The following is a 24,436-nucleotide window of genomic DNA, read 5'->3' as shown; positions in this document are numbered from 1 at the left end:
TTTAGTATTAGACAAAGTGAAAAACGCGTTCTATATTTTGCCGCACAAAAAACAAAACACACAACAACAATAAAAAACAATAACAAGGAGTTACGAATGAACCAGACAATATCCAAGATTTTGATTACAACAGCACTGGTATCATCCATTTGCTCTGCTGCAGAATCTGCTAACGAAAGCACATTTAAACTGACAGGAAATGTTCAAGCACAGGCAATCAAATCACTTTACGACAACGATGCCGACAACACGCTCGACAATTCCTTCTTGCGTGCAAATATCGGTGCAAAGTACAACTCTGAAAATCTCAGCGCCGTAATTAACTTGCGCATTTTCAGCCCGGCTTTCGGCAATACGATTGAAGGCAAGAACTACGACAAGATTTCTGCAGATACATACTATGCCAACTACAAGTGGGATACCGAATACGGCAAGTTCAATGTTCAATTCGGTCGTTTCCGTACTGACTGGAGTGTTGGCGGTAACTTCGGTACTTATGTTGATGTCGCCCTCAACAAGCGTGGATTCCTCGCCCGCGATTACCAGCATGATGCAATCGCTTTTGGTCACGAAAACGGCATTTCCACATTCAACGCCTTGCTCGGTACTTATGATGCCAAGTTCAACACGGGTTACATCCGCCTTGAAGAAACGCTTAAGTTTGGCGACGCCAAGGTGAGTGCAGCCTATCGCGTGAACGCACTTGATCCGATTCAGCATACGGCTCAGGTGACGCACCGCGTTGCAGGTCGCGCAAGCTACTACTTCCAAAAGAATTTTGGCCTTTACGGTGAAGTCGCTTTGATCGCTACCGGTGATGAAGAAAATCTTAAGGCAGCAAACGCCATCAAACCTGAATACGCTCAGGATTCGCGATACATTCCGTTCTTCGTCGGTTTGGAAATTCCGACCGCAGGTTTCTTGAGCAATCTGTACGCAGAATTGGAATACCTCTCTAACCGAGACGAATTGCAGGCCGGTGCCGATGGAATCGCATGGACCGTAAGCTTCATCAAGAAAATCAACGATTATTCTAAAATCCAGGTGAACGTCTATAGTGAAAAGAAGGCTTCTGACGTTGCTCTTGCCGCACGATTCACTGCATCGCTCAAATAAAACTTAGCACATCCCCGAGCGCCCTCAGCACAGCTCACGCTTCTTTGATCCATTCCGCTGAGGGCGTTTCTAAAAAAACAACCAAAACATTTAAACAAAAAGAGGTTTTAAACATGAATTTCAAAAAAATTACTATAGCATCCATCGCTCTTCTCTCCATCGCTTTCACCGCCTGCTCTTCTTCTGAAGAAAAGCACGAACACGGCAAGCAAACACTTACTAACGTGTCTTACGACCCGACGCGTGAACTCTACGCCAACTACAACCAGGTCTTTGCAAAGCACTGGAAGGAAAAGACCGGCAAGGATGTGGAAATCACGCAGTCCCACGGCGGTTCTGGCAAGCAGGCTTTGGAAGTCGCCAACGGCCTCGAAGCTGACGTTGTAACGCTCGCCCTCGAATTTGACGTGAACGCCGTGCGCGATGCAGGCCTTATCGAAGATGGCTGGGTCAAGGAATTTCCGCTGAACAGCGCTCCTTACACCTCCACCATCGTCTTCCTCGTTCGCAAGGGTAACCCGAAGAATCTCAAGGACTGGGGCGACCTCGTCAAAGACGGCATCGGAGTCATCACGCCGAACCCGAAAACTTCTGGCGGCGCACGCTGGAACTATCTCGCCGCTTGGGCATGGGCCGAAAAGCAGTACAACGGCGACGAAGCCAAGGTCAAGGAATTCGTGAAGAAGCTCTACAAGAACGTGCTCGTACTCGCTTCTGGCGCTCGCGGCTCTACGACGACATTCATCGAAAACGGCCAGGGCGATGTTTTGCTCGCTTGGGAAAACGAAGCATTCCTCTCGCTCAAGGACTATCCCAACGATTACGAAATCGTCATCCCTAGCGTAAGCATCTTGGCAGAACCGTCTGTCGCAATTGTAGACAAGGTTGTTGACAAGCGCGGCACCCGCGAACTTGCCACCGAATACCTGAACTTCCTCTACAGCGACGAAGGCCAGCACATTGCAGCTAAGAACCACTACCGTCCTTCCAACAAGGCCATTCTTGACCAGTACAAGGAATTTGACCAAAACGTGAACCTGATTGACATCAGCTACTTCGGCGGTTGGGATAAGGCTCAAAAAACGCACTTCTCCAACGGTGGCATTTTCGACCAGATTTACGAAAAGAAGTAATCTATCTCCATAGAAACAGTCCTCGCTCACAAACAGGCGAGGATTTTTCATACAATCAGGCAATTACTTTATCTATTATAAAAAAATTTAATAACAGACGCTAGAAATAAAATATTGGACAAGCTGAAAAGTGCGTTCTATATTTGAGCCCAATTATGAAAAGAACAAATAGAAGTGTTATACCAGGTTTCGGCCTTACTACAGGCATCACGCTCGCCATTTTGGGCGTTGTCGTGCTCATTCCGCTTGCATCGCTTGTGGTGTTTACGGCGCAAATGAGTTTTGACGAAATTATAGAGACCATTACGCGCGACCGAGTGCTCTCTAGCTTTCGTGTGAGTTTTACAACTGCATTTATCGCATCGCTCATCAATGCAGTAATGGGCATCATTCTTGCGTGGGTTCTTGTAAAATACACATTTCCACTCAAACGATTGATTGACGGGATGATCGAACTTCCATTTGCCTTGCCGACAGCTGTGGCGGGCATCGCTCTCACGGCACTCACAGCAGATACAGGCCTTGTGGGCGGATTCTTTGCAAAATTCGGCATCAAAATTGCCTTTACGCAAATCGGCATTACGGTTGCGCTCGTGTTTATCGGCATTCCATTTGTAGTACGTGCAGTGCAGCCCGTACTCGAGAAACTGGACCCCGCATACGAAGAAGCCGCAGGCGTGCTAGGCGCATCACGGGGCCGTATTTTTTGGAAAGTGATTTTCCCAGAAATCGTACCAGCCGCATTGACGGGATTCGGGCTTGCGTTCGGGCGTTGCCTCGGTGAATATGGCAGCGTCGTTTTCATCGCAGGCAACAAGCCATTCGAAACAGAAATTGCACCGCTAATTATCATGTCAGAACTGCAGGAATACGATTACGCGAGTGCGACGACAATTGCGCTTGTCATGCTCGTAGCCTCGTTTGTAACGCTTTTCCTAGTGAACTTAATACAAACAAGAAATACCAAAATTCTGAAAGGAGGCGCTTAATGTACAAAGTAACGACTTCTTCAAAGATTGTCAAATGGTCCTTGATTGGCATAAGCATCGCCTTTGTGGTGCTCATGCTTTTACTCCCCTTGATTACAGTTATCGCCGAAGCATTCAAGCAAGGATTTGACATTTATGCAAAGGCTGTTAGCGACAACTACACCACCAAAGCCATTTGGCTCACCCTCGAAGCGACTTTACTTGCGGTCATCATCAACACCGTTTTCGGCTTGAGCGCAGCATGGTCACTCACCAAGTTCCATTTCAAAGGCAAAAAAATCCTTACGACATTGATAGACTTGCCGGTAACGGTTTCACCGATTATCGCAGGCCTTATCTTCTTGCTCACGTTCGGACGCCAAAGCCCCATTTACCCGCTATTGCAAAGTTGGGACATCAAGATAGTCTTTGCCGTACCTGGCATTGTTCTTGCAACGATTTTCGTCACATTTCCATTCATTTCGCGTGAATTGATTCCCGTTCTGGAAGCTCGCGGAAACGACGAAGAAGAGGCTGCAGCACTGATGGGCGCTAAAGGCTGGACCATTTTCCGTAAGATTACATTTCCGCACATCAAGTGGGCATTTCTGTACGGCGTGGTGCTCTGCGCCGCCCGTGCCATGGGTGAATTCGGCGCTGTCTCGGTCATCTCCGGGCATTTGCGCGGAAAGACAAATACGCTTCCCTTGCATGTAGAAATTCTCTTCAACGAATTCCAGTATGTGCCCGCCTTTGCAGTTTCATCAATCCTTGTGATGCTAGCCATCGCCATTTTGATTGCACGAAGCGCGATTGAATACAGAGGTCGAAAGAAAATATAAAAGGAGATTGTATGTACGTAGAATTAAAAAACATCAACAAACACTTTGGCAATTTCAAGGCATCAGACAACGTTTCTTTCGGCATCGAAAAAGGCAAACTCATCGGCCTCCTGGGTCCGAGCGGTTCCGGAAAGACGACCATACTCCGCATGATCGCAGGACTTGAAAATCCCGATAGCGGCGAAATCATCATCGACGGGAAAGTCATCAACAACGTCCCAGCAAGCAAGCGCGGCATCGGCTTTGTATTCCAAAGTTATGCGCTATTCCGCTACATGACCGTTTTCGAAAACATTGCATTTGGCCTTCGCGTGCTCAAGAAATCCGAAAACGAAATCAAGGAACGCGTCGCCGAACTGGTAAAGCTCATCGGCCTTGAAGGTCTCGAAAATCGCTACCCGAGCCAACTTTCGGGCGGCCAGCGCCAACGTGTCGCATTTGCACGCGCACTCGCGCCAAATCCACAGTTACTTTTGCTCGACGAGCCATTCGCCGCCATTGACGCGAAAGTCCGCCAAGAACTGCGCCACTGGCTCAAGGAGATGATTGCAAAGCTCGGTGTCACAAGTATTTTCGTGACTCACGACCAGGACGAAGCCATCGAAGTCGCCGACGAAATCATCATCACAAACAAAGGACGCATCGATCAAATTGGCAAGCCACTAGAAGTTTACAGCAAGCCCAAAACCGCTTTTGTAGCCTCGTTCTTTGGACAACCAAGCATTTTTAAAGATTACAACAAGTTCCACAGCTTTGACACAATCCCGAATGTAGACCAAGCGATAGTCCGCCCTGAATTTGTCAAGGTCACCAAGAAAAACGAAGTTCAAAAATTCAAGAATTCTGCCGAAGAAGGTGTCGTGACTGACGTCGCATTCCGCGGGAGTGGCATCGAAATCACAGTACTCGTCAACGGAGAAACTCTTACCGCGCGCCGCTCTTTCGACGAGCCTAGTATTTCCGTTGGCGAAAAAGTCGATGTATTCATTTACCGTCTCTTTGTGACCGTAGGCAACTACGCGTTCTTACTCGAAAACAAATCTATTCGCGAACCAATCGTCGTCATTTAGCAATCCAAAACAACCAAAAACACAAGACGCTCCGATTTTTTTCGGAGCGTTTTCTGTCATTTTTAATCATACTTTTTTCTGCTTTTTTTTAAATTCCCTTGATTATGTAGAAAAAAGAAATATCTTTTGGCATCAGGAATATCAGCTATGAAGAATTTTTTGGTGTCAACAAAAGACAGAATTGTAAAAAAATTACAAAGTTTCTCGTTCAGAACAGGTATAATCGTTTTACTGCTCTGCATTCCCTTTTACATATTGTCATTTGCGCAAATGGCACTCCCCATTTCAGCAGAAGCCAAGGGCGTGTTATGGGTTGTACTTTTTGGACTTGCCAAGACTTTTCAGTACAGCGGTCTTTCCATTTTGGGCGTTGAAGGCGTAAAAAGGCTCAAGAATTTTTTCAAGAAAAAATCCGCCGCTTAAATCACGGCGTAAAAATCACGGTCTGAAAGTCTTCAGCGCAGCAATCGTGCGGGAGATGAGGTCATTCAGTTCCCAGCCAAGCAGATTTGCGCCGCGTTCAATCACTTCGCGAGAGCAGCCTGCCGCAAATTTCGGGGACTTGTACTTTTTCAAGACGGATTTCAGTTCCAAATCCTGAACGCTCTTGGACGGACGCATCAAAACGACTGCACCAATCAAGCCCGTGAGTTCGTCAACGGCATAAAGCACTTTTTCCATTTCGTGTTCTGGCTTGACATCAACTGTTATACTCCAGCCGTGGCTCGTTGTCGCGTGAATCAGCTCTTCCGAAAGGCCCGCCTCTTGCATCAATTCGCGTTCCTTGATGCAATGCTGTTCCGGCCACAATTCAAAATCAAGGTCGTGCAAGAGACCGACAATTCCCCAGAATTCTTCGTCTTCGCCGTAACCTAGTTCACGAGCAAAGTAACGCATCGTATTTTCTACGATTTCGCCATGTTCAAGGTGGAACGGATCCTTATTGTATTTCTTAAGGAGTTCAAGCGCTCCTTCGCGTGTAATATTTGCTGATAATGCCATAGCTCGAAATATAAGAATTTTATGGGGATGATTGACAGCATTCGCACACGGATTTTTGCGCGTCATAAAGCAAAATGCGGCGTGCTATAAGTTTTTCTAATTACTGATAATTGCTTATTTCGATAGACGAGAGATAACTGGATTCCTCACTACGTTCGGAATGACGCGCAAGGTTAGACAGCACGAACGCTTGCGTTCGTATTGGATAACCGCAGCAGTCATGCCCCGCAGGGGAATGACGTAGGAGCCGAGTGATGCAGAAACATGCTTGCATGTTTCTATATCCGAGGCGAACAAGTCAAGCCCCGCTAGGGGACTGACGTAGAAGACGATTTTCGTCATCCTGAACAACGTGAAGGATCCAGTAAAATCCAGCATTAAACAATACTAATAAATTAATCTTATAACCTACAATATTAATTTAGTATTGGACAAGGTAATAGTTGCGTTCTATATTTTGGCGCGAAAGAGGAGTTTTTAATATGACAAAGAATACATCAAAAAAGAAAATTGAATCTGCAAAGAATACCGCTAACGTTACTGATCCGAGCACATGGAATTTTGCAACAAAGTGTTTACAGGCGGGTTGGAAGCCCAAGATTGGCGAACCGCGCGTGCTCCCGATTTTTCAATCCACGACTTACAAGTACGAAGACGTCGATGAAGTGGAACGCCTCTTTGCACTCAAGCAATCAGGCAACAAATACACCCGCACAGGGAACCCGACCGTTGCGGCTTTTGAAAGCAAGATTACAGAGCTCGAAGGCGGCGTGGGTGCAGTCGCAACCGCATCGGGGCAAGCCGCAGTCCTTCTCGCAATTTCGAACCTCGTGAAAGCAGGCGACCACATTGTTGCAAGCAAAACCATTTACGGCGGCAGCTACACATTGCTCAGCGTGAGACTTTCCAAGCTCGGCATAGAAACGACATTCATCGACCCGGAAGATTCCATCGCAGAACTCCGCAAAGCATTCCGCCCCAACACCAAGCTCATTTTCGGCGAAACAATTGGCAATCCCGCCTTGGGCATTTTGGACTTTGAAAAGTTTTCCAAGCTCGCCAAGGAATTTGACGTTCCGTTCCTCGTTGATAATACACTCGCAACGCCATTCCTCGTGAAACCTTTGAAACTCGGCGCAAACGTTGTCATTCATTCGGCCACAAAGTACATCGACGGTCACGCCGTTGCGCTCGGCGGTGTCGTCATTGACGGTGGCAATTACAACTGGGAAAACGGTAAGTTCCCAGACCTCGTGAAACCGGATGCGCAATACGCAAACACCTCCTATACTCAAAAATTTGGACGTGCAGCATTTATCGCAAAGGCTCGTGCTCAATTCTTGCGCGATTACGGCGCCGCATTAAGTCCGTTCAACGCATTCCTTTTGAATTTGGGCCTTGAAACGCTCCATTTGCGAATGCCGCAACACAGCAACAACGCACTCGCATTGGCTGAATTTTTGTCCAAGCACCCCGCCGTGAATTGGGTCAGCTATCCGGGACTCAAATCTAGTCCATATTTCAAGCGTATCCGCAAATACTTTGATTATCAAGGCGGCAGCGGCGTACTCACATTCGGCCTCAAGGGTGGCAGAGCTGCCATCCGCTCGTTTGTCAAAGCTTTGAAAGTCGCAGCCCTCGTCGTTCACGTAGGCGACGCCCGCACAAGCGTTTTGCACCCGGCAACAAGCACACATTCACAGCTTTCGCCGAAGGACAGACTCGCCGCAGGCATCCCTGAAGATATGATTCGCGTATCCGTTGGCATCGAAGACCCGCGCGACATCATCGCTGACTTTGAACAAGCTATTGCAGCAAGCACCAAAGGCGGTAAGTAATGAGTATCGTTGTAGATGTCAATAAATACCTTGCATTAAATGGTGCGACAAAGCGCATCAAAGATTACCTCTCTATTGAAGTTGCCGATCACGCCTACCTGCCGAAAACAGAAGACATTAAAAGCGACTGGGTCGCCTACATTGCAGCCCCCGCATTCAAGCTGATTCGCGAAAAAATAGGTAACGATGTTGATTCATTCGTTTCCATCGGCACAGGCTCCGGCATTGACGTGTTGGCCGGCATTGAACTTTTGGGAGCAAAGCGCGTAGGCTTCACGGATTTGCAAAGAAGCGTTGTCGCCGCCGCGGCACAGAACGTTCGAAGCAATATCAAAGAGACCTCCAAAATCGAATTTGAATTCGGCAACGGCGACCTTTTGCAACCGCTCCAAAACGGCAAGCGAAATTACGACGTGATTTACGAGAACCTCCCCAACGTGCCGCTTGCAAGCAATACAAAAATTGAAGACAAGCGCAATAGCGGGCATTATTTGGAAAAACGCGAAGAAGCAATCCCCGAATTCGTTCACGAGCAAATGCTCGACTTGCATTACTTGGCACTCAAGCAAGCACGCGATTACTTGGCCGAAAACGGAGCCGTCTATTCAACGCTTGGTGGGCGCGTTCCGCTCAATGCGTTCATCAAGCTTGGCGAACTCGCCGGACTCCGTTCTGAAATTTTCACGTATTCTTGGAAAGTCCAAGCCGAGCCGGAAGATGTGATTTCGGGATACGCCGCGCAAGAAAAAGCTGGCCTCGGCCCGTTCAGATTCTACCGCGCTGAAGACTTGCAAAAAGCATTCGCAAACATTTCTGTCAAGGATTCTGGCAGCCGCGCGCTTGAAATCGAAAAATCTCTAGACTCTGTAAAGCTTACCGCAACCGCCGCATACGAAGCGTTCAAAAAAGGCGAAGTCATCGGTCATACCGTCGCCGTGTTAAAATCAAGTTTAGAATAGAGGCTCCATGAAAAATGTTATCCACAATTTAATTGAAGAATCTCAAAAGTTCCTTTTCAAGAGAGCCAAAATAGACGACAAAATCGGGCTTGAAGCCGCCAATTTTGCAGTCCGAGACATTCCAAAGCCAATTGGAAAATTTGAAAAAAGCGACTCGCCGCTAATCCGCTACATTGGAGAAGCGATCAAGCACGGGAACCCTGAAACTGCAGATTTGCTAAAAGCTTTGGAGCCCGCCCTCCCCTATTTGCCGTGGAAATACAATTACGAGCCACGCCCCGACATGCCTGATTTGGCCGATCAAATGGGATGGGGAGAAATTCTCGGTCCAGAAGCGCCCTATCACGACGAGCATTTTTGTTTCGGTTTTACGCTCCTAGGCAAAAACACCTTTTACCCCTCCCACTTGCACCCCGCCACAGAACTGTACGTCATTTTGTCCGGACACGCCATCTGGACATTAGACGGAATCTCAAAAGTACGCGGTCCTGGAGAGTTTGTACTGCACCCGTCCAATCACGTTCACTCCATGCAAACAGAACACGAACCCATGCTCGCGCTCTACACGTGGAGCGGTAAAGACGTCAAAACGCTTTCAAAATATGTGTAAAAAAATTACACTTTTTCTTAGCGCTAGATATCAAAATTTTCAATAACACTTTTGATAATTTCTTTTTGTACATTGCTTTACGAGATGGAGAATAAGTCAAACCCATAACAAAAAGGATACAACATGTACTCTACTCACTATATGGATCTGCTGATGCAGAATTCTCCCTGGAACCTGATTCTCTTCATGGCAATCCCCGTCATTCTCGCAGAGACCATCGCCATCACGGAATTGTTCCTGCTCAAATCGCCAAATGCGCACCCGACACTCTCCAAAGTGAATCGCACCGCGGGGATTCTTGCGGGGGTCGCATTCATCGGAATCATAGTCTATTTCATTCCAAACGTCTTCATTCCGCTAGCATCTGCTGGTGAATTCAGGACATGGATTGATGTCGTCGCAATATTCTCTTACATCCTTGCGGGCATTCCGATGATATTGCTTGCACTTTTGAACTTGAAACTTTTATTCCGCAAAGTTGTTGAGCAGAAAAGAACGACATACGCTATTCTTCTACTCGCCACATTTCTCGTGCTTTCTCACATTGCCATGATCTTCGGGATGGTTGACCCGGGAATTGCAGGCTACAAGCCCAAGGCGAAGGCTGTTTCCGAGGTTCACCCCCCTGCACACCACATGGATTCAATGCACGAAGGTCACCACCATCACCATTGAGCATTCAATTTCTTGAATAACGCCCCTACAAGCCATAGCTTTTTTGTATTAGCCAAGCATTAACTTGGCTTTTATATTTGTCACCAAAATTCAACAAGCTCAATGACGGTAGTTTAGGAATGACAATTACAGATTATTTGACAAAAGACTGGGACGAAAGCAAAACCCTTACTCGCGAAGAATGTTTGCAAATTTTAAATTTTCCGGATAATCAACTTGACTTGCTAATTGAAGCAGCATTCAAATTACGCACGAAATACAAAGGCAATCGTGTCAACATCCAGCTTTTGACGAATGTCCGTAGCGGCAACTGCACTCAAAATTGCGCCTATTGCGCCCAATCTCGCGATTCCCAAGCGCCCATTGAAAAATACAAAAGCGTTTCGGACGACAAGCTCTACGGCGACAATAATCTTGTTGATGAATTTCACCTGTCTCGGCATTGCATCGGGCTTTCGGGCATGGGTTTCACAGACAAAGAAATTGAAGAACTCGCCGAACGCATTGCGCACATGAAGAAATCGGGGACGCACATTTGCTGTTCCATCGGATTCTTGACCGAGCACCAAGCCCGCATTTTAAAGGCGGCAGGCCTTGACCGCATCAACCACAACTTGAATACGAGCCGCCGTTTTTACCCCGAAATTTGCAGCACCCACACATACGAGCGACGCATCCAAAACATTCGCATGTTGCAGAGCATCGGCTTTGAAATTTGCTGTGGCGGCATCATCGGCATGGGCGAATCAAAAGAAGACGTGGTCGATATGCTTTTTGACTTGGTCGCCATCAATCCAGAATCCGTCCCCATAAACTTTTTGTTGCCGGTCAAAGGCACACGCCTCGCCAACCGCGACATTTCCGGGCTCACATTCGAATACGGCATCAAAATCCTTTGCCTAGCCCGTCTATTGCTCCCGAAATCGGACATCCGCTGCGCCGCCGGTCGCGAAGTCTATTTCAAAGGACACGAAAAGGAACTCTTCAAAGTCGCCGATTCCATTTTCGCTTCGGGTTACCTCACCGAAGGCGGTCAAAGCTTGGAAGCCACGTTCCGCCAAATCGAAAACGCAGGCTTCACATGGGCTGTAGAAAGCAAAGACGAATAACCACTGAACAGGTCGCTTAGTGTCATTAGAAGTAGCACTTTCTTTTTTACTATACGCATTCGTCTCGGGAATTACCCCGGGACCCGCGAACCTCTGTTCTCTCTCGGTAGCGATGGGCAGCGGGAAAAGCGCCGCCATAAAGCAGTGGTACGGACTTTTCACCGGATACACAATCGTCTCGCTAGCATCTGTTTTTATAGTTTATTTTATCAGTAGTGCTTTTGAAAATTTCATCCGGGTATTTGCTTTCGTCGGAGCAATTTACATTGCATATTTGGCAATCAGCCTTTTAATTCAAGCGTTCAAGCCACTCGAAGAAATCCGCAACAGCCGCACAACCGGTAGCTTCCGCACAGGTCTTTTCGTGCAACTCACAAACGTTAAAATCATGGTGTTCTGCCTCACGGCAATCACAACCTACATTCTCCCCTACCACCAAGATTTTACGCACTTGCTGCTGTTCGGCATACTATTGCCGCTTACAGGCCCCATCTGCAATTTGGCGTGGCTTTTCGCAGGCGTTTTACTGCAAGGGCTTTTCAAAAAGCACCACAGAATATTCTATACACTTATGGGACTCTCGCTATTGTATTGCGCCATTGGGATTGTGAAATAGTAGTCTGATATAGCATTTTCTTTTTGAAGTAACAAATTATTGGGAATAAAATATTACTATCATTCTCAATAAGAAGGAATTTCACTATGAATCTGCATTTTTTCAAGACGGTTTTTGCGGTGGCGCTGGTGGTGGGCGCGGGTTGTTTTTTCGGTTGCAGTTCGGAAAAGGCTCCCGAGGTCGAGAACAACACGCTTGTCAACGTGTCTTACGACCCGACGCGTGAATTCTATTCCAATTACAATCATATTTTTATGAAGCATTGGAAAGAGGCGACCGGCAAGGATGTGAAAATTACGCAGTTTCATGGCGGTTCGGGCAAGCAGGCGCTTGAGGTGGTGAACGGGCTTGAAGCGGATGTGGTCACGCTCGCGCTGGAATACGACGTGAACATCGTCCGTGACGCAGGGCTTATTGAAAACGGCTGGGTCAAGGAATTTCCGCGCAACAGCGCTCCTTACACTTCGACGATTGTGTTTCTCGTGCGCAAGGGGAATCCCAAGAAAATCAGGGACTGGAACGATCTCGTCAAGGATGGCATCGGCATCATCACACCAAATCCGAAGACTTCGGGCGGTGCGCGCTGGAATTATCTCGCGGCCTGGGCTTATGCAGAAAAGCAGTTCAACGGCGACGAAGCGCAAATCAAGGGATTCATGAAGAAGCTATACCAGAATGTTCTTGACCTTGCTTCGGGTGCACGCGGTTCCACGAATACGTTCATTGAAGAACGCAAGGGCGACGTGTTACTTTCTTGGGAAAACGAGGCGTTCCTTTCGCTCAAGGATTACCCTAAGGAATATGAAATCGTGATGCCGAGTGTGAGCGTTTTGGCAGAGCCTTCTGTCGCGATTGTAGATAAGATTGTAGACAAACGTAACACGCGCAAACTTGCGACGGAATACCTGAATTATCTATACTCTGACGAAGCGCAGCATGTTGCGGCAAAGCATCATTACCGTCCGACAAACAAGGCGATTCTTGACGAGTACAAAGAATTTGACCAGAATGTCAATCTGATTACGATTGAGCATTTTGGCGGTTGGGAAAATGCACAGAAGACGCACTTTTCCGAGTATGGGATTTTCGACCAGATTTACGAGAAAAATTAAGCATTTCAAAGTGTAAATAAAGTAACAAAATCCTAGTTATAGAAGTACCTCGTTCAATAGCTGAGCGAGTTTTTTATAGCAACCAAAAACCTCTTTCCTATAGAAAATACCTATTAAAAGCCATATAAAATTAGTATTGGACATTTACGCTTTTGCGTTCTATATTTACCCACAAAATTTATAGGATTATGTACGGAGAATGTTGAATGGATTTTAATACGACTTTATTGCATCATAATTTTGAAAGTGAACGAAGTACCGGCTCTACGCTTACCCCTATTTATCAAGTCAGTGCATTTTCGCAAGAATCCGCAGAGAAACTCGAAGCTGTTTTTAACAATAGGGCTCCGGGTTTTGCATATACGCGCATTGGAAACCCCACGACAGATTCTTTCGAAAGGCGCATTGCATCTCTTGAAAAGGGCATTGGCGCTATAGCCTGCTCGTCGGGCATGGCTGCCGTGACGATGTCGCTCTTGAACATATTGCAGTCAGGCGACGAAGTTATTGCAAGTACGGCATTGTTTGGCGGCACGATCGACTTGTTCCACGATTTGGAAGCATTCGGCATTAAAACCCGTTACGTCACAGAAGTTACCGCTGAGAGCGTTCGTTCGCAACTGAGCGATAAGACCAAGGCCGTTTTTACAGAACTTATCGGCAACCCGAAACTCAATGTCGTTGATATTCAAAGCGTTGCAGATGTCGCACACGAAGCAGGCGTCCCGCTGATTGTCGACAGCACGACGGCAACTCCTTACCTTGTTCATCCTTTTGACTTTGGCGCAGATATCGTTGTCCATTCCTCTTCCAAGTACATCAACGGAAACGGCAGTGCAATCAGCGGCATCATCGTCGATAGCGGAAAATTCAAGTGGGATTACACCAAATACAAGGGCTTGGAAGAATACAAGCGCTTTAGCAAGTTTGCGTACCTCGCAAAGCTCCGCAACGGCGTCTGGCGCAATATTGGTTGTTGTCTCGCACCCGCTACCGCATTCCTGAACTCGCTCGGGCTTGAAACTCTCGGACTCCGCATGGAACGCCTTTGCGATAACGCCTTGCAACTCGCTGAATTTTTGCAGGGTTTCGAAGGCATCAAGGTCAACTACCCCGCATTGAAGAGCAATCCCTATTACGATCTCGTCCAAAAGCAGTTTAACGGCAAGGGCGGCGCCATCATCTCGATTGACGCAGGCTCCAAAGAAAAGGCTTTCAAGCTCATCAACAACTTGAAATACGCTACAATAGCCACGAACATTGGCGACTTGCGTACGCTCGTCATCCACCCGGATAGCACGATTTTCACGCACAGTACCAAACTGCAAAAAGAAAACGCAGGCGTGTTCGAAGGTTCCATCCGCATCAGCGTAGGCATCGAAGATATTGCCGACCTCAAGGAAGATTTCGAACAAGCTATCAAGCAGATTTCGTAGAAGGACAGTCCCCAAAAGGTGTCATTCTGAGCGAAGCGCAGCGTAGTCGAAGAATCCGCGAGCAACCTATAAAAAATTTCAATAACTCAGCATAAAAATTAAGTATTGGACAAAGTAAAAAACGCGTTCTATATTTAGCATCAAAATTAAAGTACGGAGATAAAAAATGTCAGAAGAAATTAAAGTAGACGATACCGTCGACGTCACCGACGTCAAATGCCCCACTACATTTGTCAAGGCTAAGGTCGCTATCGAAGAACTTGACGAAGGCCAAATTCTCGCCATCCGCTTGAATGACGGCGAACCGGTGCAGAATGTGCCGCGCAGCCTCAAGGAAGAAGGTCACGAAATCCTCAAGCTCAACGACAATCAGGACGGAACCTTTACACTCTTTGTGAAAAAAGTCGGGGACTAAGGAGATTCCCGCTCGGAGGCGGGAATGACAAAATCAAAAAAATTTCAACCCATAAGGAATTTCAAACATGATTATTACCGTAGCTGGAAACAAGAAAGAAGTTAAAGACGGCCTCACCGTCGCAGAACTCATTGAACAAGAAAAGGTCGAAACGCCGCAATACGTGACCGTTTCCCTGAACGATGAATTTGTTGAAAACAGCAATTTCGCAACAACCGCCCTCAAGGACGGCGACAACGTCGAATTCCTCTACTTCATGGGAGGTGGTCAGTAATGGCATTTACTAACGAACAACTCGAACGCTATTCCCGCCACATCATCCTCAAGGAAGTGGGTGCAAAGGGCCAGAAGAAGCTTTTGAACGCCAAGGTGCTTGTCATTGGCGCAGGTGGCCTCGGTGCTCCTGTCGCTATGTACCTCGCCGCCGCAGGCGTTGGCACCATCGGCATTGCCGATGCAGACGTCGTTGACCTTTCCAATTTGCAGCGCCAGATAATACACGCTACAAAGGACGTGGGTAAGCCCAAGGTGCAGTCCGCCAAGGAAACGATGGAAGCGATGAACCCGGATGTCAAGGTGATTACGTACCACACCTTCGTCACCAGCGAAAACATCATGGACCTCATCAAGGATTACGATTTTATCATTGATGGAACCGACAACTTCCCGGCAAAGTTCCTCATCAACGACGCTTGCGTCATGGCCAAGAAGCCGTTCTCTCACGCGGGCATTATCCGCTTCCAGGGGCAGCTCATGACGTACGTTCCGGGTCAAGGTCCGTGCTACCGCTGCGTCTTCAAGGAACCCCCTCCGAAAGATGCCGTGCCGACTTGCAAGCAGGCAGGCGTGATTGGCGCTATGGGCGGTGTGATCGGTAGCCTCCAGGCCATGGAAGCCGTCAAGTACATTCTCGGTGTCGGCAATTTGCTCACGGGCTACTTGCTCACCTACAATGCGCTCACGATGGAATTCCGCAAGATCAAGCTCCCGACGCATACGAAAGATTGCGCAGTCTGCGGTGACCATCCGACGATTGACCATCTGATCGACTACGAACAAGCCGTCTGCGAGATGAAGCACTAAGGAATTTCAATGATTACAATTTCAAAAGATGATTATCAAAAAATCCTGGAGCATGCCGAAAAGAACCTCCCCGAAGAGGCTTGCGGCCTGATTGCTGGGAAAATTGAGGGGAACGACAAGCATATCGAAAAGGTTTACCTGCTCACGAACATAGACCATTCCAATGAGCACTTTTCGCTTGACCCCAAGGAACACTTAGCCGCCATCAAGGATATGCGCCAAAACGGCCTATCCCCGCTTGGTAACTGGCATTCCCACCCCGAGTCCCCGTCGCGCCCGTCGCAAGAAGACAAGCGCCTCGCTTTCGACAGCAAGGCAAGCTACTTGATTCTTTCGCTGATGGATCGTGAAAATCCGGTGCTCAATTCGTTCCATATCGAAGGCGACAACGCCACGAACGAAGGCTTGGTGATCGGGTAAAAGGTCTCCGTACAAGTGGCGCCCCTGGGATCCTTCTGAAATTCCGATTCCGGGGGCGCTTTTTTATAGGGGAAATTTTAATGATGGCCAAATATAGTAAAAACATTTACGAACAAATGGTTTTAGCAGCCAAAAAAGCATATCCGAACGAATGCTGTGGCATTTTGGTGGGTAAAAAGTCCGAACAGAGCGAAATCGAAGTGACCGAAATTCGCGAAGCCGAGAACCAGTTTCAAGGGCAAAAAGCAGTCCACTTCAAAATAGACCCGCTATATCTTTACCACTTGGAACAAGAACTTGAAACGCGCGGTCTTGAAATTGTCGGCATTTACCATTCACACCCCGACTGCCCCGCCATTCTCTCCAAAGAAGACGAAAAATACATGGTCCCCGGCCTCGAATACGTCATCATGTCCGTACAAAACGGCGAAGTCGTGGATGTGAAAAGCTACAAGAAGGCGATGCCGCCCCTCAATAGTAATAACTAATGACTATTGACCAATGACTAATAACCATAAACTATTGACCACAGACCAACAGCCATCTGTTATAGAAAAAACCAATAAGTCCGCATAAAAATTAAGTATTGGACAAACACGTTTTTACGTTCTATATTTCAGCACGAAAAAAATCCTACAACTATTGTGGGAAAATTTGTACGGAACAACCACTTTTTAATGTACGGAGAAAAAAGTGAGAATTTATATATCAGCAACCCTTAGGAATTTCTTCGGGAAAAATGCGCAAGTCAGCGTCCCCGAAAACACGGTTAGAAAGGCTCTCGCCAATTTAATAAGTACTTATCCAGAAGGAGAAAAAGTCCTTTTTGATGAAAACAACAAGCTCAGAAGTTTCATCAAGATCTACCTCAACGGCAAGAATTTGAACGTCGATACACTCTGGGACGCCACACTTGAAGACGATTCCGAAATTTTGCTTTTGCCCGCCATCGCAGGCGGCGCACCGATTGAAGAATCGCAAAGTTCACACGTCGAAAGCTTGATTTCTGACGAAAGACGCAAGGAAGTCGCTTTTGACGATAGCGAAATTGAACGCTTCGGCAAGCACCTGATGCTCAAAGACATCGGCGTCAAGGGCCAAAAGCGCATCAAGGCCGCAAAAGTCGTCGTCATTGGCGTTGGCGCACTCGGCTCTCCAGTGATCCAGTATCTCGCCGCCGCAGGCGTTGGCACCATCAAGGCCATCGACTTCGACGAAGTCTCGCTCGAAAACTTGCAAAGCCAGGTATTGCACGGCACACGCGACGTCAAGCGTCCGAAGGTCGCCTCAGCAAAGGACAAAGTCAAAAACATCAACAAGAATATCGTCTTTGAAGCCGTCAAGGAACAGCTCGACGCATCGAACATCGAAGCCGAAATTGAAGGCTACGATCTCGTTATTGACTGCACGGACAACTACAAAGCTCGCTACCTGATCAACGACGCTTGCGCTCTGCACGGCATTCCACTCGTATTCGGTGCGATTTACCAGTTCGAAGGTCAAGTAGGCGTTTTCAACTTGGATGGCGGTCCATGCTTGCGTTGCCAATACCCATCCCCTCCGCCGGCAGGGCTCATCCCCTCCTGCGCAGAAGGCGGCGCCATCAGCCCGCTCCCGGGAATCATCGGCAGCATCCAGGCAAACGAAGCGCTCAAGCTCATCTTGGGAATCGGAGAACACCTGAACGGCAAAATTCTCCACGTGGATAGTTTGTACTTATCTTCGAGAATTTTCAAGGTCGAACGCGATTGCCATTGCCCGATTTGCGGTAACAATCCGACAATCACAAACGTCGAAGATATCGACTACGAAGACCTTTGCGGATTGAAGACCACAAACGAAACGCCTGTGGAAGGATTCACGCCCGAAGAACTCGCCAAGCGCATCGACAACGGCGACGACATCACAATTGTTGACGTCCGCGAGCCGCACGAACGCGCGATTTTGCGATTCCCGAACGCCATCGTGATTCCTATCGGACAGCTCGTTCGCAGACAAAAGGAACTCGATCCAAATAAGGATACGATTTTCATTTGTAAACAAGGCAAGCGTAGCGAACTTGCCATCAACACCTTGCGCGAAGCGGGCTACACCGGTCCTCTGTACAACTTAAAGGGCGGTATCGACGCAATGAAGGACATCATGTTCTCACACGAAGGCGCTTGGTTATAACGTAGGGCTTTGAATAGGGAAAAGCTATGTCAAAAAAATTTTTCGACAAGGGCAGATTTTCGTAACAACAAAATAAGCTTATTATTTTCTAACATTCACACATGAATACTAGGAAAATAGTTTTAAACACAACTTACAATAAGAGGTAAACCATTATGGCAAATGAAGCAGAAAAGAACACGGGCATTAATGCCCTCGGCGCCAAGGCCGCTTACAACCTGGCGAACGTCACCAAGACCAAGCCGCAATTTGGCGCGCTCACGCCCAAGTGGCTCACCAAGTTCCTTGAATTCAAGGGTCTCGAAACAGGTCTTTTCCGCGTGAATAAGGTCGTCGAAGGCCAGACACCGCTCGACGTTCTTTGCAGCGCTACCAAGAAGTCTGACATTATCCCGGAAGGCTACGTCGAATACGAAACCGAACCGCGCGAATACAAGCTCAACTCCATCTCCACGATCATCAACGTCAACACCGCTATCGAAGACGTTTACAGCTCCCCGTATGATCAGGTTCAAGAACAGCTCGGTCTCGCTATCGAATCTCTCCGCGAACGTCAGGAAAGCCAGCTCATCAACAACGATGACTACGGTCTCTTGAAAAACATCGCTGACTCTCAGCGCATCCAGCCGCTCCGTGCCGATGGCCGCCCGACTCCGGACGATCTCGACGAACTCATCTCCAAGGTTTGGAAGGAACCGTCCTTCTTCCTCGCCCACCCGCGTGCTATTGCCGCATTCGCCCGTGAATGCACCCGCCGTGGCGTGCCGCCTGTCGTTGTAGACCTCGCCGGTAGCAGATTCCTCACCTGGCGCGGCATTCCTCTCGTTCCGACCGACAAGCTCCTTGTCGATGGCGTGAAGAACCCGAAGTCTCAGGGTGGCAAGACCAACATTCTCCTCGTCCGTACTGGCGAAGCCAAGCGCGGCGTTATCGGTCTCTTCCAGGCCGGTCTCAAGAACGAACACTCCCGTGGCCTCTCTGTGCGTTTCCGCGGTATCGACAACAAGGGCGTTGCATCTTACCTCTTGTCTCTGTACTGCTCTGCCGCAATTCTCGCAGACGACGCTATCGCCGTGTTAGAAGATGTCGAGGTTGGCGAATACTATGACTACGAATAATCCAGAAACCAGATCGCTGGAAGAACTCGCCGGAGTTCCCAATGCGGCTGAACTGGAGCAATTGGCAAATGCGTATTTCCCGGATTTGACGGATAGCGCATACGCAGCAACCCCCGCCGCTCCCGAAGCGCAGAATGCATCTGCCGCTCAGGGCGTCAGTGCAGCTCAGGGTGCCGCAGCCATCAGCCAGACTCCAGCCTTCGACTGGGAACACCCCTTTGCGACCTATGGCGACCAGCCGACATCTTCGGCTCCGTTTGCCTACGGCGGAAGTTCTACAGACACCTGGCTCAACACGGTTGAAGCCCCTGCGGTTCCCGAATCGCAGTTTGCATCGCAGCTGAGCGATATTCCGACAGCTCCCGCACCGGCTCAGGGTTACTCCCCGAAGGTCGTGTCCAAGACGCAGGCTGCCGAAGCTAGCCGCCAGATCGATGCACCGACCTCTCTCGGTGGCGATTCCGTGAAGACGGGTTCTGCAAACAGCGGCGCAAATTCTCGCAACGATTCCATCCGCATCGGTTCCAAGACTCTTGCCCAGATCCGTTCTGACTTCCCGATTCTTTCGAAGCAGATCAACGGCCATCCGCTCGTTTGGCTCGATAACGGTGCAACGACACAGCGCCCGCAGGTAGTCATTGACCGCCTCAAGTACTACTACGAAAACGAAAACTCCAACGTTCACCGTGGCGCACACACGCTCGCGGCCGCATCGACAGACGCCTACGAAAATGCACGCAACATCGTTCGTGACTTTATCGGAGCTCCGTCTTCTCAGGAAGTTGTTTTCGTACGCGGTACGACCGAAGCCATTAACTTGGTTGCAAATGCCTACGTGAAGCCGACGCTCCAGCCGGGTGATGAAATCATCGTCTCCATTTTGGAACACCACGCCAACATCGTTCCGTGGCAGCTCATTGCCGAAGAAACAGGCGCAATCATCAAGGTGATTCCGTGCGATTCTACCGGTCAGATCAAGCTCCACGATTACGAAGCTTTGTTCACGAAGCGCACCAAGTTCGTTTCCGTGACGCACGTCTCGAACGTGCTCGGCACTGTGACCCCGATTGAAGAACTCATTGCCATTGCTCATAGACACGGCGTGAGAATCCTCATTGACGGCGCTCAGTCCATCGCTCACATCCCGGTAAACGTTGCAGCCCTCGACGCAGACTTCTTCGTGTTCTCTGGACACAAGGTGTTTGCCCCGACCGGTATCGGCGTTGTCTATGGCAAGAAGGAATTGCTTGAAGCAGCAAGACCTTACCATGGTGGCGGCAACATGATTGCGGACGTAACGTTTGAACGCACCATCTACAACGGAATTCCGAACAAGTTCGAAGCTGGTACCGGAAGCATCGCCGACGCTGTTGGCCTTGGTGCAGCTCTCCAGTACCTCTCCGAAATCGGGATGCCGTGCGTATTCCGCTGGGAACATGAACTGTTGCAGTACGGCCTCAAGGAATTGAAGACTGTCAAGGGTCTCCACCTTGTGGGAACCGCACTCAACAAGGCTTCTGCGCTTGCCTTCAAGCTCGACGGTTATTCCGACGAAGAAGTGGGCAAGAGACTCGACGCATACGGCGTTGCCGTGCGCACCGGGCATCACTGCGCTCAGCCAGTTCTCCGCCATTTCGGCTACGAAAGTACCGTGCGACCCACTCTCGCATTGTACAACTCACCGGATGACATCGACGCCCTCGTAAGAGCGTTGAAGACATTCGCGTAGGTTAGCTCGCATCCTACGGATGCTCTGAGGTATGAGCACGGTGCTACTCACCTTTGAGGTTTTGAGCAATAGCCCAGACCCCAAAGGGAGCCGTAGGCGACCGACCCCATACCTCATACCTTTTCTTTACTTCTTATTTTTCAAAAATCTATGCACGAACTTATCCAAGAATCTGAAGTTGAAAAAGCCGTACAAATTATTTTCGACGATTACAATCGCGGCAAGCATATCGACAATATCGATATTTACAATCGACCCGACCAGGCCGAGATCCAGACGATTTTGCAAAATCTGATTCGAGTCGTTTATCCTGGACACTTCAGAGATCGTTCGCATAAGATTTACAACCCTAAAAATAGCTTTGCAGTTCTTATCGAAGATACGTTCTACCACCTCCACAAACAGGTGGCAATTGCGCTAGATTACTGCAAATTGCGCGGTTCCATGACCTCGGACGAGCGCAAAATCGAAAGCTATAGAATTTGTAAGGAATTTTTCGCCAAGATTCCGCAAATTCGCGAATTCTTGGAAACCGATTTACACGCCGCTTATGACGGCGACCCTGCTGCCGGTTGCCTTGACGAGATTATCCTCGCCTACCCCGGCCTCATGGCGACAACCATTTACCGCATCGCCCACGAACTTTATCTTTTGCACGTTCCGGTTCTCCCGCGACTCATGACCGAATATGCCCATTCCAAAACGGGCATCGACATCCATCCGGGTGCAACCATCGGCAAATACTTCTTTATCGATCACGGCACAGGCATCGTGATTGGCGAAACCGCAGTCATCGGCAAGAACGTCAAGATTTACCAAGGCGTCACGCTCGGCGCACTTTCAACTCGCGGCGGACAAAAGCTCTCCGGCAAAAAGCGCCACCCCACCATTCAAGACAACGTCACTATTTACGCAGGAGCCTCCATTCTCGGCGGAGATACCGTTGTTGGCGAAAACGCAATTATCGGCGGCAACGCCTTCATCACGCGATCCATCGAGGCCAACACTCGTGTCAGCCTCAAGAATCTTGAAATGGATTACGTTTCAACCACCAATAGCAAGCACAAGACCGAAGAACTCCAGCAAAGCGACGAGTGGTACTACATTATTTAGTAGGAAGTAGGCGGTAGGAAGTAGGAAGTGGTTTGTAGGAAGTAAAAAGGACAAAACCCGCACTCGGACGAGCACGGGTTTTCTATTTATTTTAAGATAAGATTATCGAACAGTTATGCGTCGCGTTTCATGACCGACTCGCAAGAGGTACATGCCCGCACGAGGAACGGTTATCGAGCTTTCGCTACCCAAGGACTGAACTTTTGTAATCAGCCTGCCCTGGGCATCCAGGAGATACGCCGCCTGCGTTGTTCCTTGTACGGTAAGAACTCGACCGTTGACAGAAACATTGAAATGCGAAGCAACCGTAGCGACATCCAACGAAGTCGTGCCCTGCTCCGAGCTAGAGCTTGATTCGACTTTACTAGAGCTAGACTCTGCAACCTCTCCATTTGCACCAATAACCGTAATAGTTCCGCTCTTGGTTGCATTTGTCGTAGCTCCAGTCGTTGTCACGGTAAAGTTGTACGCCCCCACAGCAGCATTTTGAGCGACCGTACCTGAGATGTAAAAATCACTACCCTTCATTGTCCCCACAATACCATCGGGGAGTCCCGTAACAGTCGCACCCGTGGCGCCAGCGACAGTAAAGTAAAATTCTTCGATAGATTCACCTTGCTTGACTTGTTGCTTAGCGCTACCCGAGCCGTGCTTAGTAAGCGTCGCCGTTCCAGAAACAACCTCCCCCTGCGAGGAACTAGATACAGCCTGCGAGGAGCTGGACTGCGCGACACTGCTGCTGGACTTTGCGACGCTGGAGCTAGACACCGCAACACTTGAACTAGACACAGCCACGCTGGAGCTAGACGCTGCTTCGCTAGAAGATGATGCGGGCGTTACCGTCTGAGTTTTTCCCGGATCAGGGAGTGTTGCGCCAGCATACAGCTTAATGGAATCGCGCAGGGCATACGCCTTCGCCTGCGTGCTTACGTCGGTGAGGCTCATGGAATAGCTCGGCTTGAACGCCGTGCCCGTACCGGCCTGCGGTTTCTTCACGTTTTCTTCGTAATTTTCGATCATCTGCGCCGCCGTGATGGCACCATCGCTCGTGTAGAGATCAAGCGCCTTCTGCACGCCGATGAACACGTTCCTTTCAATGCGGATATCAGCCTCGACTGCTGCACGCACGCAATAGCTCGCATTCTTGCTGTCGAAGAGGTTGTTCGCCACATGTACCTTGCCAAAACGCACACGCGGCATGCGTTCGACCACGCCGTCAGCCCACCACGTATGGTGAATCGTAACATTTAGGTGCCCACGGTCGCTCGTCTTTGTCTTGCTGTTGCCAATCAGGTTGCTGAACTGATGACCACTCGATGCCGAAGTGTAGCTGAACTTGGTCCACGAAATCGTCACAAAGTCCGAGGCGTTGGTAATATCCAAGTTGCCGTCGTGACCGTCGTAGACATCCACGTGGTCAATCCACACATTCTTCGATTCGTGATTCACCTGGAGGCAATCTTCGTCATCGTCATCGTGTGCGCCCACACCCTTGAATTTCAGGTTGCGGATGATGACGTTCTTCGAACCGCTCAGTTTCATGGCACTGCCCGAAGTAGGCTGCGCGATAATGGCGCCCTGGTAACCGTAAATCGTCACGTTGCTACCGACTTCCACCGGACCCATGTAAGTCCCCGGCTTCACGTAGATAATCTTGTTGCCCGCCTTGGCGTAGCTCTTGAGGTCATTCACGTTGTCGACCGTGACCTCGGAGTAGCCCTTGCCGCCCGTAGTGCCGCCATTCTGCGTGGCAAAACCCGCCATCGGAAAATCAGGCGATGTCACCGCAAACGCAGGAACCGCAGTTGTAGTCACAGCCATAGCAGCAAATGTTGCTACAGCACCAATCGATTTAGAGAACAAATAATTCATAAAACATCCCTTTTTCTTTAAATTTAAG

At 48.9% G+C, this 24,436-nt stretch carries 25 protein-coding genes; 23 read left to right on the top strand and 2 right to left on the bottom strand.

From position 1 onward, the window contains the following. The first annotated feature begins 96 nt into the window (after positions 1–96). The 6 genes from B7991_RS03025 to B7991_RS15220 all read left to right on the top strand — a co-directional run bounded on the left by B7991_RS03025 (position 97) and on the right by B7991_RS15220 (position 5,552). Positions 97–1,116 (top strand): hypothetical protein, encoded by a 1,020-nt coding sequence (locus tag B7991_RS03025; RefSeq protein WP_073424418.1) that lies wholly within the window; start codon positions 97–99, stop codon positions 1,114–1,116. Positions 1,117–1,229: 113 nt separating this feature from the next. Beyond that, positions 1,230–2,249 carry a sulfate ABC transporter substrate-binding protein gene (locus B7991_RS03020; protein WP_088629535.1) on the top strand — a complete coding sequence of 340 codons (1,020 nt, stop codon included), beginning with the start codon at positions 1,230–1,232 and terminating at the stop codon, positions 2,247–2,249. Positions 2,250–2,404: 155 nt separating this feature from the next. Further along, positions 2,405–3,238 carry a sulfate ABC transporter permease subunit CysT gene (gene cysT, locus B7991_RS03015; protein ID WP_088629534.1) on the top strand — a complete coding sequence of 278 codons (834 nt, stop codon included), beginning with the start codon at positions 2,405–2,407 and terminating at the stop codon, positions 3,236–3,238. Further along, positions 3,238–4,059, top strand: a complete 822-nt coding sequence (cysW, locus tag B7991_RS03010; RefSeq protein WP_088629533.1) for a sulfate ABC transporter permease subunit CysW — start codon at positions 3,238–3,240, stop codon at positions 4,057–4,059. The genes cysT and cysW overlap by 1 nt, the downstream gene beginning before the upstream one ends. 11 nt (positions 4,060–4,070) lie before the next feature. Further along, positions 4,071–5,129 carry an ABC transporter ATP-binding protein gene (locus tag B7991_RS03005; RefSeq protein ID WP_012819996.1) on the top strand — a complete coding sequence of 353 codons (1,059 nt, stop codon included), beginning with the start codon at positions 4,071–4,073 and terminating at the stop codon, positions 5,127–5,129. Positions 5,130–5,276: 147 nt separating this feature from the next. After that, positions 5,277–5,552: a hypothetical protein gene (locus tag B7991_RS15220; protein WP_088629532.1), complete on the top strand. Its 276-nt coding sequence runs from the start codon at positions 5,277–5,279 to the stop codon at positions 5,550–5,552. A 15-nt stretch (positions 5,553–5,567) separates the two neighbouring features. Here the strand turns inward: B7991_RS15220 and B7991_RS02995 are convergent, their stop codons facing one another. After that, a complete protein-coding gene (locus B7991_RS02995; RefSeq protein ID WP_085490188.1) occupies positions 5,568–6,131 on the bottom strand; it encodes a hydrolase in 564 nt (187 codons plus the stop codon). A gap of 482 nt (positions 6,132–6,613) precedes the next feature. Here B7991_RS02995 and B7991_RS02990 point away from each other — a divergent pair, with 482 nt between their 5' ends. The 17 genes from B7991_RS02990 (at position 6,614) to epsC (ending at position 22,536) form a co-directional block, all read left to right on the top strand. Further along, entirely contained in the window at positions 6,614–7,969 is a 1,356-nt protein-coding gene (locus B7991_RS02990; protein WP_088629531.1) for an O-acetylhomoserine aminocarboxypropyltransferase/cysteine synthase family protein, read from the top strand. After that, positions 7,969–8,928 carry a 50S ribosomal protein L11 methyltransferase gene (locus B7991_RS02985; protein WP_088629530.1) on the top strand — a complete coding sequence of 320 codons (960 nt, stop codon included), beginning with the start codon at positions 7,969–7,971 and terminating at the stop codon, positions 8,926–8,928. The genes B7991_RS02990 and B7991_RS02985 overlap by 1 nt, the downstream gene beginning before the upstream one ends. Before the next feature lie 7 nt (positions 8,929–8,935). Then, positions 8,936–9,538 carry a dimethylsulfonioproprionate lyase family protein gene (locus B7991_RS02980; protein WP_088629529.1) on the top strand — a complete coding sequence of 201 codons (603 nt, stop codon included), beginning with the start codon at positions 8,936–8,938 and terminating at the stop codon, positions 9,536–9,538. A 123-nt stretch (positions 9,539–9,661) separates the two neighbouring features. Further along, positions 9,662–10,213 (top strand): DUF6803 family protein, encoded by a 552-nt coding sequence (locus tag B7991_RS02975; protein WP_088629528.1) that lies wholly within the window; start codon positions 9,662–9,664, stop codon positions 10,211–10,213. Between the two features lie 119 nt (positions 10,214–10,332). Beyond that, positions 10,333–11,322, top strand: a complete 990-nt coding sequence (bioB, locus tag B7991_RS02970) for a biotin synthase BioB (RefSeq protein WP_088629527.1) — start codon at positions 10,333–10,335, stop codon at positions 11,320–11,322. 19 nt (positions 11,323–11,341) lie between these two features. Further along, positions 11,342–11,938 (top strand): LysE family translocator, encoded by a 597-nt coding sequence (locus B7991_RS02965; protein WP_088629526.1) that lies wholly within the window; start codon positions 11,342–11,344, stop codon positions 11,936–11,938. A gap of 86 nt (positions 11,939–12,024) precedes the next feature. Further along, positions 12,025–13,050, top strand: a complete 1,026-nt coding sequence (locus tag B7991_RS02960; RefSeq protein WP_088629525.1) for a sulfate ABC transporter substrate-binding protein — start codon at positions 12,025–12,027, stop codon at positions 13,048–13,050. A 206-nt stretch (positions 13,051–13,256) separates the two neighbouring features. Beyond that, positions 13,257–14,486 (top strand): O-acetylhomoserine aminocarboxypropyltransferase/cysteine synthase family protein, encoded by a 1,230-nt coding sequence (locus B7991_RS02955; protein ID WP_088629524.1) that lies wholly within the window; start codon positions 13,257–13,259, stop codon positions 14,484–14,486. 166 nt (positions 14,487–14,652) lie between these two features. After that, positions 14,653–14,901 (top strand): sulfurtransferase TusA family protein, encoded by a 249-nt coding sequence (locus B7991_RS02950; protein ID WP_012820007.1) that lies wholly within the window; start codon positions 14,653–14,655, stop codon positions 14,899–14,901. 67 nt (positions 14,902–14,968) lie between these two features. Then, entirely contained in the window at positions 14,969–15,175 is a 207-nt protein-coding gene (gene thiS / locus B7991_RS02945) for a sulfur carrier protein ThiS (protein WP_088629523.1), read from the top strand. Next, complete coding sequence (gene thiF / locus B7991_RS02940; protein ID WP_072828214.1) at positions 15,175–15,984, top strand: thiazole biosynthesis adenylyltransferase ThiF; 810 nt, start codon at positions 15,175–15,177, stop codon at positions 15,982–15,984. Before thiS ends, thiF (B7991_RS02940) begins: the two co-directional genes overlap by 1 nt. A 9-nt stretch (positions 15,985–15,993) precedes the next feature. Then, positions 15,994–16,404, top strand: coding sequence for a M67 family metallopeptidase (locus B7991_RS02935; RefSeq protein WP_088629522.1), 411 nt, complete (start codon positions 15,994–15,996; stop codon positions 16,402–16,404). A gap of 80 nt (positions 16,405–16,484) precedes the next feature. Continuing rightward, a complete protein-coding gene (locus B7991_RS02930; protein ID WP_088629521.1) occupies positions 16,485–16,892 on the top strand; it encodes a Mov34/MPN/PAD-1 family protein in 408 nt (135 codons plus the stop codon). A gap of 205 nt (positions 16,893–17,097) precedes the next feature. Further along, positions 17,098–18,576 (top strand): thiazole biosynthesis adenylyltransferase ThiF, encoded by a 1,479-nt coding sequence (gene thiF / locus B7991_RS02925; RefSeq protein ID WP_088629520.1) that lies wholly within the window; start codon positions 17,098–17,100, stop codon positions 18,574–18,576. Positions 18,577–18,731: 155 nt separating this feature from the next. After that, positions 18,732–19,694 carry a family 2A encapsulin nanocompartment shell protein gene (locus B7991_RS02920; protein WP_012820015.1) on the top strand — a complete coding sequence of 321 codons (963 nt, stop codon included), beginning with the start codon at positions 18,732–18,734 and terminating at the stop codon, positions 19,692–19,694. Then, a complete protein-coding gene (locus B7991_RS02915) occupies positions 19,681–21,423 on the top strand; it encodes a cysteine desulfurase (protein WP_088629519.1) in 1,743 nt (580 codons plus the stop codon). The genes B7991_RS02920 and B7991_RS02915 overlap by 14 nt, the downstream gene beginning before the upstream one ends. A 150-nt stretch (positions 21,424–21,573) precedes the next feature. Continuing rightward, complete coding sequence (gene epsC, locus B7991_RS02910) at positions 21,574–22,536, top strand: serine O-acetyltransferase EpsC (RefSeq protein ID WP_073424450.1); 963 nt, start codon at positions 21,574–21,576, stop codon at positions 22,534–22,536. 102 nt (positions 22,537–22,638) lie between these two features. Here epsC and B7991_RS02905 read toward each other — a convergent pair whose 3' ends face one another. Further along, complete coding sequence (locus tag B7991_RS02905) at positions 22,639–24,408, bottom strand: polysaccharide lyase family 1 protein (protein ID WP_088629518.1); 1,770 nt, start codon at positions 24,406–24,408, stop codon at positions 22,639–22,641. Between the last annotated feature and the right edge of the window lie 28 nt (positions 24,409–24,436).

Origin of the sequence: Fibrobacter sp. UWB3, from assembly GCF_002210405.1 — a bacterium.
GTDB lineage: Bacteria > Fibrobacterota > Fibrobacteria > Fibrobacterales > Fibrobacteraceae > Fibrobacter.
The sequence above is the reverse complement of the archived record's forward strand: the minus strand, read 5'-3'. Positions and strand labels throughout refer to the sequence as shown.